At 60.6% G+C, this 17195-nt stretch carries 10 protein-coding genes; 8 read left to right on the top strand and 2 right to left on the bottom strand.

Translation table 11 applies throughout. The features are described 5' to 3' along the window. Positions 1–30 precede the first annotated feature (30 nt). Both KB449_RS19800 and KB449_RS19795 read right to left on the bottom strand, forming a co-directional pair. Complete coding sequence (locus KB449_RS19800) at positions 31–1800, bottom strand: cache domain-containing sensor histidine kinase (RefSeq protein WP_282910008.1); 1770 nt, start codon at positions 1798–1800, stop codon at positions 31–33. A 12-nt stretch (positions 1801–1812) separates the two neighbouring features. After that, positions 1813–3369, bottom strand: a complete 1557-nt coding sequence (locus tag KB449_RS19795; protein ID WP_282910007.1) for a response regulator — start codon at positions 3367–3369, stop codon at positions 1813–1815. Positions 3370–3578: 209 nt separating this feature from the next. Between KB449_RS19795 and KB449_RS19790 the strand changes: the two genes are divergently transcribed. From KB449_RS19790 to KB449_RS19755, 8 genes are all read left to right on the top strand, one after another. Further along, positions 3579–8165: an S-layer homology domain-containing protein gene (locus tag KB449_RS19790; RefSeq protein ID WP_282910006.1), complete on the top strand. Its 4587-nt coding sequence runs from the start codon at positions 3579–3581 to the stop codon at positions 8163–8165. Between the two features lie 350 nt (positions 8166–8515). Next, on the top strand, positions 8516–9490 hold the full coding sequence (locus KB449_RS19785; protein ID WP_282910005.1) for an ABC transporter permease: 975 nt from the start codon (positions 8516–8518) through the stop codon (positions 9488–9490). A gap of 62 nt (positions 9491–9552) precedes the next feature. After that, complete coding sequence (locus tag KB449_RS19780) at positions 9553–10410, top strand: carbohydrate ABC transporter permease (protein ID WP_282912870.1); 858 nt, start codon at positions 9553–9555, stop codon at positions 10408–10410. 113 nt (positions 10411–10523) lie between these two features. Then, positions 10524–12191 carry an ABC transporter substrate-binding protein gene (locus KB449_RS19775; protein ID WP_282910004.1) on the top strand — a complete coding sequence of 556 codons (1668 nt, stop codon included), beginning with the start codon at positions 10524–10526 and terminating at the stop codon, positions 12189–12191. A 65-nt stretch (positions 12192–12256) separates the two neighbouring features. Further along, positions 12257–14341 carry an alpha-amylase family protein gene (locus tag KB449_RS19770; protein WP_282910003.1) on the top strand — a complete coding sequence of 695 codons (2085 nt, stop codon included), beginning with the start codon at positions 12257–12259 and terminating at the stop codon, positions 14339–14341. 84 nt (positions 14342–14425) lie between these two features. Further along, positions 14426–14920 carry a DinB family protein gene (locus KB449_RS19765; RefSeq protein WP_282910002.1) on the top strand — a complete coding sequence of 165 codons (495 nt, stop codon included), beginning with the start codon at positions 14426–14428 and terminating at the stop codon, positions 14918–14920. Between the two features lie 145 nt (positions 14921–15065). Continuing rightward, entirely contained in the window at positions 15066–16415 is a 1350-nt protein-coding gene (locus KB449_RS19760; RefSeq protein WP_282910001.1) for a glucose-6-phosphate isomerase, read from the top strand. Between the two features lie 141 nt (positions 16416–16556). Further along, positions 16557–17192: a YigZ family protein gene (locus tag KB449_RS19755; RefSeq protein WP_282910000.1), complete on the top strand. Its 636-nt coding sequence runs from the start codon at positions 16557–16559 to the stop codon at positions 17190–17192. The last annotated feature ends 3 nt before the right edge of the window (positions 17193–17195 follow it).

Genomic DNA, 17195 nt, shown 5'->3' with positions numbered 1-17195 from the left:
GCTGAGGAGGAGGGCTGCTTAAACGATGAGTCATGAGACGCCGCCGGACGGCAGCCGAACTACGACATGCGTGCCGATGCCGGGACGGCTGTACATCGAGACGCCGTAATCCGCGCCGAACGCAAGCTTGATTCGCTGATCGACGTTGGAAATGCCGTATCCGAGTTCCTGCAGCGAGGCGCCGCCGCCTAGCCTGTCCCGGGGCATGCCCATGCCGTCGTCGATGACTTCGAGGTAAATGTCTTCATCTCTCCGATATGCCTTGATAACGATGCCGATGCCGTAGTCGTCGTCCCATATTCCGTGGCGAATGCTGTTCTCGATAAAGGGCTGCAGCGTCAGCTTCACGGTCGGATAGCTGCGTACCTCGTCCTCGATCCGATAATGAATATGGATCAAGTCCTGATAGCGAATCTGCTGGATCGCGATATAATTGTGGGTCAGCTTCAGCTCCTCGTTCAGCGAGACGATGTTCTTTCCTTTGTTCAACGATATGCGGTAAAATTTGGCCAGATGGGAGACCATGTCCTGCGTTCGCCGGTCGTCGTTTTTCATGGCGAGCGCGGATATCGAAGCCAGCGTGTTGTACAGGAAATGAGGATTAATCTGCGCCTGCAGCATGCCGAGCTCCGCCTCCTGCTTGGAGATTTCCTTTTTATAAACCTCGTTGATCAGGTTTTTAAAGCGCGCGGCCATCTTGTCGAGCGCGAAAGACATCTGTCCGATCTCGTCATGCCCCATTTTCATCGAAACGAGCTCGAAATCCTCCCGCTCCAATCGACGGATATTTTTGAGCAGCGCCTCGATCCGCTTGGTCGAGAGCCGGGCGACCGCATAGATCAGCACCATGCAGAGCAGCAGGCAGACGGATGCGATAAAAAGCAGACGATGCGTCGAGCGGTTCGCTGCCTCCATGAAGCCGCTGTATGGGATAATCGAGACCGTTTTCCAGCCGTTGCGAATCGCGTTATAGACGACAAGCACTTTTTCGCCTTCGTATTCGGTCTCGAACTTGCCCGAGCCTTCCGTCTGCTGCGGCAGCGCAAGCCATTCCCCGATATTGGCATTTAAACGGGTTTTGTCCTTGCCGGACACGATCGTGCCCTGCTCGTCGACAATATAGATGTCTTTGTCCTTGTCCTCCTTATCGATCAGCGCGTAAAGCTCGGATTCCTGGATGTCGATCGCCAGAATCCCGTAGGGAAAGTTCAGGCTGTTGTAGTTCAAATAACGGACGAGCGTGAACATCGGCGGCGTCGCCTTGCGCGGCGGGTCGGCAGGCTGCGCGGGCGTAATGGTGAAGATGACGTTGCCGTACGTGTTTTGCACCTTGTGGAACCAGGGCTTCCGTTCGATGACGTCGGTCAGCGGTTTGATGAACGTATCGTCGATGTGCATGGAGGCGTTGGTCGTGTAAATCGCGATGCCGAACACTTCCGGATTGGTCGTGAGCACGTTGTTCATGACGTTGTCGATATAGCGGTAGGCGTCGAGGAAGTCGGCGTTGTCCCGGTACGACTTGACCAGATAATCCTGCAGCGTCTCGTCCAGGTAGAGGGACGCGGATATTTTGTTGTAATTGTCCAGCTTGTTCTGCAGATTGCTGTTGATCTGGGACGTCATGAGCGCGGCGCTTGCGAACGTCTGCCGGATCAGCTGGTTTTTGACCGTATGGTAGGAATAGAAGACGAACGACAGCAGCGGAACGAAGGCGACGAGCAGGAACAGCGAGAACAGCTTGCCCCGCATGCTCAGATTCAGAAACGGGGACGTCAAGTTATGGCTCAGGAATCTGCGCATGAGGATCCTTTCCTATAGCAGTTTTTTGCGGTAATCGTTAGGGGTCACGCCTCGGTGCTTCTGGAACAGCGCGCAAAAATACGATACGTTCTCGTAGCCGACCGCCTTGGAGATCTCGTGCACTCTCAGCGATCTGTCCTTTAGCAGCTCGGCCGCGCGCCTGATCCTTACTTTTGTCAAATACTCCAGTATCGTCTCCCCGGATTTCTCCTTGAACAATGTACGAATGTAGTTGGGGGAAAGGTAAACCTCCGCAGCCAGCTGTTCGACGGTAAGCGGTTGGCTGTAACGCGCATCGATCGTTTCCATAACGCGCTGCACGATCGGCAGGTGCTTGTCCTGCTCTCGCGCTTCGATCATGCCGGCGATTGCCCGGCACCAGGCGCAGAGATGGGCGCGCAGTTCTGCCAGCGAATCCGGCTCCATCATTAATTTCCAATTCGCTTCCTGCCGTTCGCGGGCGCCTTCGATCGCCTCCAGCAGTGGCGCATACTGCCGCTCGAGATCCGACAGCAAATGCGCCGTATCGGAGACGATCGTTTCCCTGGGCGTCCGGTTCGCCGCATACGGCGCCAGGAAGCCGGCGACCTGCCGGTCGATATCGTCAAGCCGCGCATGGGAGATCGCCAAACCGATGCCAGCGGCTGCGGCGGCCGGATCGACCGTCGGTGCCGCCGGAGATTTAAAGGGGGCATACGCATGCACGGCAGAGCACCCATCGTAAAAACGCGACCCGTGGGCAAACCTGGCTTCCTCGAAGCGGTCGTGCAGGTCGACGAGGAGCCGGCCTTCTGCGGAAAGTCCGACGGAGAGGGCGGCGCCCCGGACTTGAAACTCGCCGCTCAGCGCCCGCCAGAACGACTCCGCCTCGTCAGGCACGTCGGACTCCGCTGCCGGCTGCGTATAGTAAATCGCGCAGAACCGCTCCTCGTCCAGGTACCAGGCGTAATGATGCTCGCCCCGCCGCTCGAGGGAGCGCTGAACGTCCGCGAACAGCTCGGCGGACCTGGCGCCCGGCGAGCTCGTCCGGATGCTTGCGTATGCGACTTTGTAGTGTCCGGACAGCGGCAGCGGGCGGGGCAGCCTTTCGATTTTCCGAACCCACTCCCTGCGGCTGTCCAAATCCGTCTCGAACGCCAGCGAGCGGACGAGCCGCTCCTTCAGCCCTTCGGCGGAGCCGAGCAGCTGCTTGTCTTCCTCGCATTTGCGAATGACCCGCTGCATAACGGCTGCCAGCTCCTCGTGATCGACCGGCTTGAGCAGATAGCCGACCGCCTCGACGGAGAGCGCGGCTTTGATATATTGAAATTCGTCGTGTCCGCTCAGGAACACGATCTTGACGTGTTTGTCCAGCTGCTTGGCTTTACGCGCGAATTCGAGCCCGTCCATGACGGGCATCCGAACGTCCGTCAAAATGATGTCCGGCTTGCACAGGCTCATCTTCTGAAGCGCTTCCCGGCCGTTCTTGGCCGTATCCGCCACGGCGATGCCCATGTCCTCCCAGCGGACATATTGTGCAATCGCTTCCAGTTCCAGCTTTTCGTCGTCTACCAGCAAGATTCGATACATGTCCGGCGCCTCCGCATTCAGACTCCCGATGCAGGTTTTATTTTAAAAGGTATGCTCCGATTCAACAATGCCCGGCGGAGCAAATGCGTTAATTAGCGTTGCGTTTCCGTAAATCGGGTTATAGAATCCGGCTTCGCCTCGTTCCTATAATGAGTGAAACGCGGACCGCGTTGACGCTTTTCATTATGGAATGACGGAGGGGGAAACTGATGTTGAAACGCGTGTGGAAAAAAGGATGTCTGCTGCTTCTGCTGGTCTGTCTCGCGGCGGGCGGCAGCGGCGGCTTCGCGCCCCGCGCGCTGGCCGACGCGGCGAACGTTTACGAGGCCGAGTCGCCGGCGAATACGCTGGCCGGCAACGCGGCGGTTGCCGATAGCGAAGCGGCCTCCGGCGGCAAGAAGGTAGGCGGATTGTACCAGGGCAGCTCCATCCGCTTCAATGGCGTCGCCGTCGATGCCGACGGCACGTACAAGATCACCGTGGATTATGTCTCCGGCGATCAGCGGTCATTTAACATTAGCGCGAACGGCGGCGGCAAGCAATATGAAGATCCACCCAAAACGGCGGATTGGGACACCGTGGGCAGCTATGAGCTGACGCTCGCCCTGAAGGCCGGCGTTAACGCGATTCTGATCGACGACAACAACTGGTACGCGCCGGATATCGACCGGATCGTCGTCGGCGAGCGGGTCGAGGATCAGGGGCCCGGTGCCGAGGAGCCGGATAACGACTGGCAAAAGGAACTGACCGGCACGACCTTCGAAGCGGAAGCGCCGGGCAACGCGCTGGCGGGACACGCATCCGTCTCGGACAGTCCGGTCAGCTCGGGCGGCAAGAAGGTAGGCGACCTGTATCAGGGCAGCTCGCTGACGTTCAAGGACGTAAACGCGCCTGCGGCCGGAATCTACCTCATTCGGCTCTATTACATCTCCGGCGATCAACGCCCGGTGTACATGAAAGTCAACGACGGCGCGGACAGCTTGCTGGATTTGCCGAAGACGGCCGACTGGAATACGGTCGGAACTTACGACGCTTCGGTGGAGCTGCGCAAGGGGGCCAACGAGATCGTTCTCTCCGATCACGACTGGTATTCGCCCGACATCGACCGGATCGAGGTCATTCCCTTTACGGTCGGCTATGAGGCGGAGGACGAGGCCAACACGCTGAGCGGCAATGCGAGCGTCTCGGACAGCCCTGCCGCCTCGGGCGGCAAAAAGGTGGGGGGACTGTACCAGGGCAGCTCGATCGTCTTCTCAGGAATCTCGGCGCCGATGACGAGTGACTACAAGGTCGTTGTCTCTTATATCTCGGGCGATCCGCGCGGCTTCTACATCCGCGCGAACAACGGCGCCGACCAGTATATCGAGCCGCCGAAGACGCCCGACTGGGATACGGTCGGCACTGTCGACGTGACGCTGTCTCTTCAGGAAGGGGACAACACGATCGCCATCTCGGACGGCGACTGGTATGCGCCGGACATTGACCGGATCGTTGTCGAGCCCGCCAAGGCTTCGGGGACGGACAAGCCGGACGAGGAGCTTGGCACGCTCGGCGATGCGGGCGCGACGACCGATTATGGCGCGATCTCCGTGACGCAGTATACGTACGGGCTGATGATCTCAAACGGCGCTTACGACGTCAGCCTGAACGACAAGACCGGCTATGCGGGCTACGACTGGAAGCTCGGGCAGCGGATGTCGGGCGCGTACGGCGCGATCAAGCTTGGCGACGAGCTGCTGGAGACGAAGGCATATGCGCATCACGAGATCGCAGGCGCGCCGACGCCGATCGAGGACGGGTTCGGCAAGGGCGTCGAGATCGCCTTCGTGCATACGTCACCGGGCAAACCGACGCTTAAGCAAATTTATAAAGTTTATGAAAATAAAGCCTTCTTCCTCGCCCGCCTGGACGCGGCGGGCGATGCGGCGTTGACGTCGAACTACATGGCGCCGATCGCCCTGAAGCGCAAGAACGGCGTCGATATCGGCGTCAGCGCCGACAATCGCGTACTGACCGTACCGTTCGACAACGACGCCTGGGTCCGCTACAAGTCGCAGCCGATGAACCGGTCCGACACAAGCTACGAGGCAACGGCGATCTATAACGCTTCGACGCGCGCCGGGCTCGTGCTCGGCTCCGTGACGCACGACGTCTGGAAGACGGGCATCGATTGGACGGGGGCGTCCGATCGGTTGAACGCGTTGACGGTATACGGCGGCGCGGCCACGCCGGCGACCCGCGACTCGCAGCCGCACGGCAGCATCGCGGGCAGCGAGCTCTCGTCGCCGACCGTCATGGTCGGCGCGTACGCGGACTACCGGGACGGGCTGACGGCTTACGGCGACGCGAACGCGGTCGTCGCGCCGAAGCTTGAGCTCGGCCCGGACCTGCCTGACGGCGTGCCCGTCGGCTGGAACAGCTGGGGCGCCTACGGCAGCTCGCTTTCTTTGCAAAACGTGCTGGACGTCTCGGACTACTTTAAAAACACGCTGACCGCATTCAACAACGACGGCAACGTATATATCAACATGGATTCTTATTGGGATAATCTGAACGACGAGCAGCTCGCCCAAGCGGTGGCAAAGATCAAGTCGAACGGCCAGCACGCCGGCATCTACTGGGCCCCCTTCGTCTACTGGGGCAACAATATGAGCCAGCCGGTCGATGGCACGGACGGGCGGTACACGTACGGTGACATCGTGCTGAAGGGCGCAGACGGGCAGCCGCTGCCGACGCTGGACGGTGCGTATCCGCTCGACGTGACGCATCCCGGCGCCAGGCTGCGCATGGACTACTACCTGAACAAGTTCAAGGCGCTCGGCTTCACGTACATCAAGCTCGACTTCCTCACGCACGGTTCGCTTGAGGGACAGCATTACGATCCCGCCGTCACGACCGGCATTCAAGCCTATAACCAGGGCATGGCTTACATGAACCGGGTGCTGGACGGCAAAATGTTCATCAGCGAATCGATCGCGCCGATCTTCCCGAGCCAGTACGCGCACGCCAGACGAATCTCCTGCGACACGTACGGGAAAATCAACGAGACCGAGTACGAGCTGAATTCGCTCACGTACGGCTTCTGGCAAAACGGCACGATCTACGGTTACACGGACCCCGACCATCTGGCGCTGTCGCGCGCGGACAGTCTGGAGGAGGCCCGCAGCCGGGTCAATTCGGGCGTCATCTCGGGCACGGTGCTGCTGGACTCGGACGATGTGAACGATCCGAAGGCGAAAGGCTACATGGAGGCGCTGTACGGCAACCGCGATGTCATCGCCCTGGCGCTGAAAGGGAAGGCGTTCCGGCCGCTCGAGGGCAACACGGGCGCGAACGCGGCCGATGCTTTTGTCTTGAAGGACGGCGCCGATTTTTATCTGGCCGTGTTCAACTACAGCGCGAGCGTCGCGGCGGACAAAACGATCGATCTCGGCCGCGCCGGCCTTGACGCCTCGCTGACGTATGCGGCGAAGGATCTGTGGACGGGCGAAGCGTCCGAGGCGACCGGCACGCTGCAGTTGACGCTGGCGCCAGCCGCGTCCAGGCTGCTGCAGTTGACGGCGCCGGCCGGCCCGGTCGGCCAGCCGGGCAATCAGCCTGGCAATGGGGCGAGCGATACAGGAGCGTCCGGGGCGGCGAAGGACGGCAAGGCGGTGCTGACCGAAGAGATGCTCCGGCAGAGCGGGACGCAAGGCGCCCCGTCCGTCGAGCTGAAAAACGATGTGCGGGAGCTTGTCATGTCCGGCAAGCTTGCCGCCTCGCTCGCCGAGCGGGGACTGACCGTCCGTGCGGGCGCGCTCTCGCTGGAGCTGCCGGCGGATGTTCTGAAGCGGCTGCTTGATCGTCTGCCGGCCGCACAGCGGGACGGCGGCGAGATCGCCCTCGGCCTGGCGCCGGTCGAGAGCACGCAGGCTGCCGGTTTGGCGGAGCAGGCAGGCGCAGCTGCGAATGCGCAGGCTGCCTTGAAGGGCGGAATCTACGTGATCAAGCTGACCGTCAAGCCAGCTGGCGGAACGGCCGAGACGGTGTCCGAATTCGGCACGCCGATCGTACTGACGCTGCGGACGGATGAGGGCTTCGACTTTGCAAGGGGAGGCATCTATCGCTTGAACGAGACGGGTAAGCCGGCCTACGTTCCAGGCAAGCTCGCAAGCGGCAGCGTAACGGCAGGGATCACGGGTCCCGGCGTTTATGCCGTGCTGGCGCTGGACCGCACGTTCGGCGACGTGCCGGCCGATCACTGGGCGGCTGGCGTCATCCGGGAGATGGCGGCCAAGTTGTACGTTGAAGGTACGGGCAACGGTGCCTTTAACCCCGGCGCGTCGGTCACGCGCGCCGAATTCGCTGTGCTTCTGGTCCGCGGATTGGGCCTCGTGCCGCAGCAGAAGGCGCAAGACGGGTTCGCGGACGTCGACCCGGCGTCCTGGTACGCGGGCTACGTGGCCGCAGCCGCGAAGCAGGGGCTTGCGACGGGAAGAGACGCAGCCGCGTTCGCTCCCAACGCGCCGATCTCGCGGGAGGAGATCGCCGTCATGCTCATGCGCGCCTATGCTTGGCAGGAGGCTAGGCAAGGCGCGGGCAGCGCCTCGTCCGGCACGCCCCCGAAGACGCCCGACGCTGCCCCGGTCCGTTCGTTCGCGGACGCAGGCGACATCTCGTCCTGGGCGGCAGAAGCCGTGAACGAGGCGGCGGAACTCGGCCTGCTGCAAGGCAGAGACGGCGGCCGCTTCGCGCCGCAGGCGCCTGCCACGCGCGCGGAGGCCACGCAGCTGCTGTATGCTTTGATTCGACCATAAACGCACGAACCGACCGATGCGCGAAGCTATGTGTCGGTTGGCGGCGCGGCACACAAAGAGGCTCTATATGGAGCCTCTTTGTGTTGTTAATGATCCGGTTTTGGTAGTCGTCTATGGAAAAGCGAATGACTCCACGGCAGCTATTACCTGAGGATTAAGCGACGTCGGTATGCTCCAAAACAACGATCCGAATCCCGCGGAAACTGTGTTATTTACCGTTGCGTTTCCGAGGAACGAGTTATAGAAACCGCTTCCCGCCCGAATCTATAATGAACCTATCAACGGAGCGCATGCATGAATGACTGCATCATCGAACTAAGGTCGTGCCGTATCGCCAGAGGGAGGGACCTATGGAAGCCAGTTTGAAAAAGCCGCCATCGCCGGCGATCGCAACAAGCCGCAAGACGGGCAAATGGAAAAAAATGAAGCAGCAAAAGATTTTGTACCTGATGATTTTGCCGGCCTTCCTGTGCACGCTCGTGTTCGCTTACGGACCGATGTTCGGGCTGTATATGGCCTTCACCAACTATTCGCCGGGCGGCGGCTCGTTTTTCGGATCGTTTTTTCACAGCGAGTTCGTCGGCGCGCAGTGGTTCCGCTACTTTTTCGAAAACGGCGATTTTTACAAGATCATGCGCAACACGCTCGCCCAAAGCCTGCTGTCGCTGCTCATCGGGTTTCCGGCGCCGATCGTGCTCGCGCTTCTCATTAACGAGGTGGGCGGCGGCCTGTTCAAGCGATTCGTGCAGACGGTCAGCTACCTGCCGCACTTCATCTCCTGGGTCATCGCGGCCAATATCATCGTGACGCTGCTGTCTTCCCAGGGCGCGATCAACGAGCTTCTGATGGCGCTACATCTCGTCGACAAGCCCATCCAGTTCCTGCAAAACGGCCACGCCTTCTGGGGCATCATCGCCCTCTCCAACACGTGGAAGGACATGGGCTTCAACGCCATCATCTATCTGGCGGCGATCGCCGGCATCAATCCCGAGCTGTACGAGGCGGCGCGCGTCGACGGCGCGAGCCGCTGGCGTCAGATGTGGAACGTCACGCTCCCGTCGCTCAAGCCGACCATCGTCATTCTGTCGATTCTGGCCGTCGGCAACGTGCTGAACGCGGGCTTCGATCAGCAGTACCTGCTGCAGAACACGACCGTGCTCGAATATTCGGACGTCATCGATACTTACACGTACCGGTACGGCCTGCAAAATGGGATGTTCTCCTACGGCGCGGCGGTCGGGCTTTTCAAATCGGTCATCGCGTTTATCCTCGTCGTCGCCGTCAACGCCTGGTCGCGCAAGGTGAACCAGCAGTCGCTCTATTGATCCGCACCGGAAAGGAGGCGCGCGCCGTGTCGCTCGTCAAAAGATCGGAAGACCGTTTGTTCATGGCTTTCGTATACGCGTTTCTCATCCTAGTCTTCCTCGTGACGTTCTACCCGTTCTGGAACATTCTCGTACTGTCGCTGAATAGCGCGGACGACGCGGTCAGAGGCGGGCTCTACTTGTGGCCCAGATCGTTCAGCCTGCAGAGCTATCAGGAGATTCTGAAGGATCAGGAGATTCTGGGAGGCATCAAGGTGACGCTCCTTCGCACGGCGATCGGAGCGCCGCTGACCGTGCTCGTCATCAGTCTGCTGGCCTTCGCGCTGAGCAAAAAGGATCTCGTCGGCAACAAGCTGATCTCGCTGTTCTTCATCTTCACGATGTACTTCGGCGGCGGCCTCATTCCCTACTATATGATTCTGAAAAGCGTGCACTTGATCGACACGTTTGCCGTCTATATCTTCCCGAACCTGATGAACGTCTTCTTCGTCATCATCGTCCGTTCGTTCATGCAGGAGCTGCCCGCCGAGGTGGAGGAGTCGGCCAAGATCGACGGCGCGAACGATTTCCAGATCTACGTCCGCGTCGTGCTGCCGATCTGCGTCCCGGTGCTCGTGACGATCGGACTGTTTTCCGCCATCAACCAGTGGAATGCCTGGTTCGACTCCTACGTGTTCACCTATAAATCCGAACTGAAGACGCTGCAGGCGGTGCTGGTCAAGATTTTGAACCAATACCAGACCCAGGAATTCACCTCTGCGTCCGGACAGCTCGCGGATTCCGCGAAGCGGATGTCGGTCTCCTCCGAGACGATCCGCATGGCCGCGACGATGGTCGCCACGCTGCCGATCGTTCTGGTCTATCCGTTCCTCCAGCGTTATTTCGTCAAAGGCATGACACTCGGCGCGGTTAAAAGCTGAATGGCATTCGAGCCATGAGAGGAGGTGAGGCGTTTCGAGGAGAAGGCCGGTGTGCCATTCGATTCAAACGGTGTTATGCTTGATCATCCAACTATCATTCGGGGGGAACTACCATGACCAGCCTGAAAAAATCGGTCGTATACGCTGCAGGCTTCACGCTGCTCGCGTCCATGCTGGGCGCCTGCGGCAATAACAATACCAATAACAATAACAACGGTGTTTCGTCTGCGAGTCCTGCCGCAAGCGGGAGCGCGCCGGCGTCGGCAGGCGCCTCCCAGAGCGCGTCGGCCGGAACGGACGAGAAGCCGATCACGCTCACCTTCTTTGACAAAAACACGGGCGATGCCTTCAACAATGCTGTAGCGCAGGAAATCACCAAGCGGACCGGCGTTACGATCGAGATCCAGCAGCCGACGGGCAACCCGGCGGAGAAGCTGAACCTGATGCTGGCAAGCAGCGACCTGCCCGATATCGTGCTGATGGACCGCGGCGGCGACATCGTGAACAAATATATCGCGGCCGGCGCGCTGATTCCGCTGGACGACCTGATCGAGAAGTACGGCCCGGACGTCAAGAGCATGTACGGCGACATGCTGAACAAAACGCGTTACAAGGACGGCAAAAATTATTATTTGTCCAACTGGTACGGATTCGAAAAGGACGAGCCGAACGGCGGCTTCAACATCCGGATGGACCTGCTGAAGGAGCTGGCGCCGGACAAGGCGGAGGGCGGCAAGCCGTTCACGGCCGATGAATTCGAAGCGCTGCTGCGGAGCTTCAAGGCGAAATATCCGAACGTAAACGGCAAGCCGTCGGTGCCGCTGACGATGGACGGCTCGAATATGGGCGCCACGCTCGGTACGTTCAAGGGCATGTTCGGTCTGAAATCGTACTACGAGCAGGACGGGAAGCTTCAATTCGACGTAACGGATCCCAAATATCGCGAGATGCTGCTTTATATGAACAAGCTTTACCGCGACGGCCTGATCGACGTGGACTGGGCCATTAACAAGAAGGAATCCTGGCTGCAAAAGCTCTCGTCCGGCGCCGTGCTCGCTTCGACAGGCGCGTACTGGGATCTGGGAGACGCCAATGGGGCGCTGAAGAAGGCCGGCGGCGTCGAGAAGGAGTTCTATGCCTATAAGGTCGTGGCGAACGGAGTCGATCCGTCGAAGACGACCTACAGTCCGAAAAGCTCGCTCGGCTGGGACGCGATCGGCATCACGAAGGCGAACAAGGATCCGGAGCGCACGATGAAATTCATCAATTTCCTGGCCAGCGAGGAAGGCCAGTACCTGTTGATGTGGGGGATCGAGGGCAAGGACTGGGACATGAAGGACGGCAAGCACGTGCCGCGTCCCGAGACGCTGCAGGGCTTCAAGGACGACTGGAGCGGCTTCGTGAAGCAGACCGGCATTCGCAAGTGGACGTGGTTCATCAAGAACGGCAAAGGCACGGACGGCACGCCGTACGACCTGGCCGGCCGCTACGACCGCAACGAGATCGACAAGATGGCGATCAAAAACCTGGCGGACTCCGTCTACGACAACGACGCATACGAGAATCTGGGTCCGCAGGGCGGCACGCCGGAAGCGCTCACGATGCAGAAGGTGCAGGATCTGATGACGCAGTCCGTCACCAAGGTCATCATCGCCAAGAGCGAAGCCGACGCCAACGCCACGTACGACAAGATGCTTGCGGACATGAAGTCCGCCGGCAGCGAGAAGGTCGAGAAGGTCATCAACGACAATTACCAGGAGCGCCTGTCGCTTTGGAAATAAGACGGAACGGGAAAAGGGGCAGCAGCGATGCCGCTCCTTTTCCGCGTCAAGACGGAGGTTAAAGGATGAAAAGCTGGATTATCGAAAACGACGGCGCGCGGTTTGTCGTCGACAACGGGATTATGCGGATTGAAAACGACCTGCGGAGCGGTACCACCGCTTATCGCTGGACGGACGGTTCGGCCGTCCTGGATACGCACGGCGAGACGCTGGTCGACGAACGAATGTGGCGGACGACGCACGGCTCGAGCCATGCGCTGCTGCCGGACTCTGTCTTGGCGGACGGAGCCGCGGCAGGCGGAGGCACGCTGGCCTGGACGATCGAGCATCGCGTCGCGGATGCCGATAGTCCCGTGCTGCGGCAGCGCTTCGTTCTGACGGAGGGACGACCTTATGCGCTGACTGAGCTGTCCGCTTCGCGCGAGACAGCCTGGTCGACGCGCGAGATCAGCCCGCTGTGCGCGCTGCGCAACGACGGCTCCGTGCTGTCGTTCGGCGAGGAGGCCGAAGCGCGCGCCGTCGACAAGGAGCTGCGCGTGCTGTTCGTGCCGTTCGACAACGACAAATGGGTCCGGTACGCGGCGCATCCGATTCCTTGCGACGTGGAGAGCTATGAGGTCACGTCGGTCTATCATCCGGCCAGCCGCCAAGGCTTCGTCTTCGGATCCGTCTCCCACGATACATGGAAAACCGGCATCCAAGCCGCGGGAACCTTCGACGGAGAGCTTGCCAGGCTTCGGATTTACGGCGGCGCGGCAGGCCTGCACACCCGCGACACACTCAGGCACGGCGCCGTGTCGGGACGGGAGATCCGCTCGCCGCTCGTCTTCGTCGGCAAGTACGACGATTATCGGGAGGGCCTTGAGGCTTACGGCCGGGCGAATGCGGAGATTGCTCCCGCGCTGCCGTGGGAGGGCGGCGTGCCGTTCGGATGGAACAGCTGGTCGGCGGTCATGGACAAGCTGGACGCCGACGTATATATGCGCGTCTCGGATTTTATCGGCGAGACGCTCCAAGGCGGCGGCGCGCTGCGCGAGGACGATGCCGTGTTCGTTAACTTCGACGCCTTCTGGAACCATCTGACCGAAGCGGAATTGGAGGCATGCGTGGCGCGCGTACGCGCAAACGGGCAGCAGCCCGGCATTTATGCGACGCCTTTCGCCTATTGGGGACGCGATCCGGAGAAGCCCGTCGAGGGCTTCGAGGGCGTCGTTTACAGAGAGCTGCTGCTGAAGGATGAAGCAGGCGCGCTCCTGCCGACGCTCGACGGCGCTTATGCGATGGATCCGACCCATCCGATCGTCGTCGAATCGATCCGCCGGCAGTTGGCCAGGTTTGTGTCCGCCGGCTTCAGCTACGTGAAGCTGGACTTCCTGACGCATGGCGCGATGGAGGGCAAGCATGCGCTGCCCGAGATCGAGACCGGCATCCAGGCTTACAATTACGGTATGTCCGTCGTTCGGGACGCGCTCGATCCGGCGCGCATCGGCCGACCGTTTTTCATCAACCTGTCGATCGCGCCGTTGTTCCCGCACGGCTACGCGCACAGCCGTCGCATCTCCTGCGACGCGTTCGGCCTCATCGGCGATACGGAATATATGCTCAACGCACTGACGTCGGCCTGGTGGGTCAACGATACGCTGTACCGGTTTAACGACCCCGACCACACGGTGCTCTATAAGAGCCACAACCAGCGCGCGACTTCGGAGGACGAGGGACGCAGCCGGCTGCATGCGTCGCTTATCGCGGGCACATCGCTGCTGCTCGGAGACGACTATCGCGTGCCCGAAGCCGCAGCCAGAGCGAGGGAATGGCTCGCGAGCGGCGAGGCGGTCGCGCTGGCGCGCAAGGGCTTGACGTTCCTGCCCGTGGACGGCGCCGCCGGCGGGGGCGCTGCGGACGCATTCGCGTTGCGGACCGATGAAGGGCTTTGGCTTGCCTGCTTTAACTATGACGGTGAACATGCAGCCAAGCGGACGGTTCGGTGGGACCGCCTGTCTTTGACCCGCGCGGAGGTGTCCCGAGCGTTGTCTCTGTACGGCAAGGAAGCCCCGGACGTCAGGCTCGGGGACGACGCGATCGAGCTCGAGCTCGGCGCCGCCGCATCCGCCGTGTTTTTGCTGGCGACGAACCCCGCTTCGTTTACATGATCCCGCTCTTGGGGTAGATGGTAAGCAGTAATATATTATGGGTTTGGTTACCATTGGGCGGCCCAGGGGCAAAGGAGAATGAGGATGAGCAAACGCGAGCTGCTGCTCGACAGCTACGACCATGGCTACGACAAAGAGGACTGGTATCCGCCGATCAAGGACGCGCTCGGCGGCGTGACCGAAGAGCAAGCCGATTGGAAGCCGGAAGGCGCCGCCGTCAACTCGATCCGGCAGACCGTGCATCATTTGCTCTTTTACAAGCTCAGGCTGCTTCGCGCGCTGCGCGGAGAGCCGCAGCCGGCTGCCGAAGAGCGCTTCACGAACGATGACACCTTCGAGGCCTCGGCGTTAGGCGCTCCTTCCTGGGAGGAGGCGGTCAGGCGTCTAGAAGAAGCGCATACGGCGGTTCGGGAGCTGCTGGCAAGCCGCGACGACGAGGCGCTGGAGCAGCCGATTCCGGAGACAAAAGCCTGGTCCTACGCGAACAGCATCGTCCGGCACGACGCTTATCACCTGGGCCAGATCATCCAGCTGCGCAAGCTGCAGGGCTCCTGGCCGGCGCATCGTTCGTTCGATTAGCCTGCAAGGCTGGCAGCCGCGAATGGACGCGCTTCGCCTCTGAACGGCCACAGGTTCGGTTGCTTGTACCGAAGGCGAATTTTGGTTATTCTAAAACTACGTGCCTTCCGGACGCGAACACTGAACCTGAGAGGGGAAACAAATGATGGCCAAGAGCATTGCGCTCGACTATTCCAAAGCGCTGCAGTTTATCGGGCAGCACGAGATCGACTATCTGGCTCCTGCGGTGAAGCTGGCGCACGAGCAGCTCCATAACGGTACGGGCACGGGCTCGGACTACCTGGGCTGGATCAACCTCCCCTTCGACTACGACAAGGAAGAGTTTGCCCGCATCCAGGCCGCCGCCAAGCAGATCCAATCCGACTCCGAGGCGCTCGTCGTCATCGGCATCGGCGGCTCTTATCTCGGCGCCCGCGCCGCGATCGAGATGCTGTCGCATTCTTTTTACAACACGCTCTCCAAGGATCAGCGCAAGACGCCGCAGATCTTTTTCGCCGGCAACAACATCAGCTCGACTTACGTGACGCATCTGCTGCAGGCGCTCGAAGGCAAGGACTGGTCGATCAACGTCATCTCCAAGTCCGGTACGACGACCGAGCCGGCGATCGCCTTCCGCATTTTCCGCGATGCGCTCGAGCGCAAATACGGCAAGGAAGCGGCCAAGAAACGCATCTACGCGACGACGGACAAAGCGCGCGGCGCGCTGAAGACGCTGGCAAACGCCGAAGGCTACGAATCGTTCGTTATCCCGGACGACGTCGGCGGACGCTATTCGGTGCTGACGGCGGTCGGCTTGCTGCCGATCGCGGCTGCGGGAATCGACATCGAAGCGATCATGAAGGGCGCGCAGGACGCGGCCACGGCGCTGAACAATCCGAATCTCGCGGAGAACCCGGCGTACCAATACGCCGCCATCCGCAACGCGCTCTACCGCAAGGGCAAGGCGGTCGAGATTCTCGTCAACTACGAGCCGAGCCTGCACTTCGTCTCCGAATGGTGGAAGCAGCTTTACGGCGAGAGCGAAGGCAAGGATTATAAGGGCATTTATCCGGCTTCCGTCGACTTTTCCACGGACCTGCACTCGATGGGGCAATTCATTCAAGAGGGCAACCGCATCATTTTTGAGACGGTGCTTCAGGTCGGTGAAGTGTCGGAGCAGATCGAGATCCAGAGCGACGCGGACAATCTGGACGGCCTTAACTTCCTGACGGGCAAGACGCTGGACTTCGTGAACAAAAAGGCGTTCGAGGGCACGATTCTCGCGCATACGGACGGCAACGTGCCGAACTTGGTCGTTCAGCTGCCGGATCTGACCCCGCACAGCTTCGGCCAGCTCGTTTACTTCTTCGAGATCGCCTGCGGCGTCAGCGGCTACCTGCTGGGCGTCAATCCGTTCGACCAGCCGGGCGTCGAAGCCTACAAGGTCAACATGTTCGCGCTGCTGGGCAAGCCCGGCTTCGAGGAGAAGAAAAAAGAGCTGGAAGCCCGCCTGTAACGCCTGAACCGCGCATCTGATACGGGTGCCGCGCCAACCGCCTTCGGACCTTCGTCCGGGGGCGGTTTTTTCTTATCCATGCCCCATGTTAAACTGGGTGACAAGCATCGGAGCTTAGCTCATGGGAAAGGAAGTCGGAGCATGCTGTCGCGATACGCCACCGTAGCCGGATACGGCGAACGGGAAATCGTCATTAAAAAGTCTCGCTTCATCGGCCACGCGAAGCCTGCGGAGACCGAGGAGGAAGCGGTCGCTTTTATTGAGGAAATCAAAAAACGCCATTGGAACGCTACGCACAATTGCTCCGCCTATACGATCGGGGAGCGCGACCAGTGGCAGAAGGCGCTAGACGACGGGGAGCCGAGCGGGACCGCGGGGCGGCCGATCTTGGAGGTGCTCAAAAACCGCGGGCTGAAAAATACGGTCGTCGTGGTCACGCGCTATTTTGGCGGGATTATGCTGGGAGCGGGCGGTCTCGTCCGCGCTTACACCGACAGCGCCGTGGCCGGGACCGATGCGGCCGGGCCGATCGTTCGGGTGCTGCATCGGGAGATCGCGGTGGACGTCGATTACACCTGGTACGGCAAACTGGAGAACGAGCTGCGCGGCAGAGGCGTGAAGGTCGGAGACGTTGCGTTCACCGATCGGGTGCGGGTACTGTGCCTGCCGGAGGAAGGGGAAGCCGATCGATTCGAAGCCTGGATGACCGACCTGACGCAAGGCCAGGGGCTCGTGACCAGGGGAGAGGCGCGTTATTTTACGGAGCAGCTCTCTTAAGTC

This window comes from Cohnella hashimotonis, assembly GCF_030014955.1.
GTDB classification, from domain to species: Bacteria; Bacillota; Bacilli; order Paenibacillales; family Paenibacillaceae; genus Cohnella; species Cohnella hashimotonis.
The sequence above is the reverse complement of the archived record's forward strand: the minus strand, read 5'-3'. Positions and strand labels throughout refer to the sequence as shown.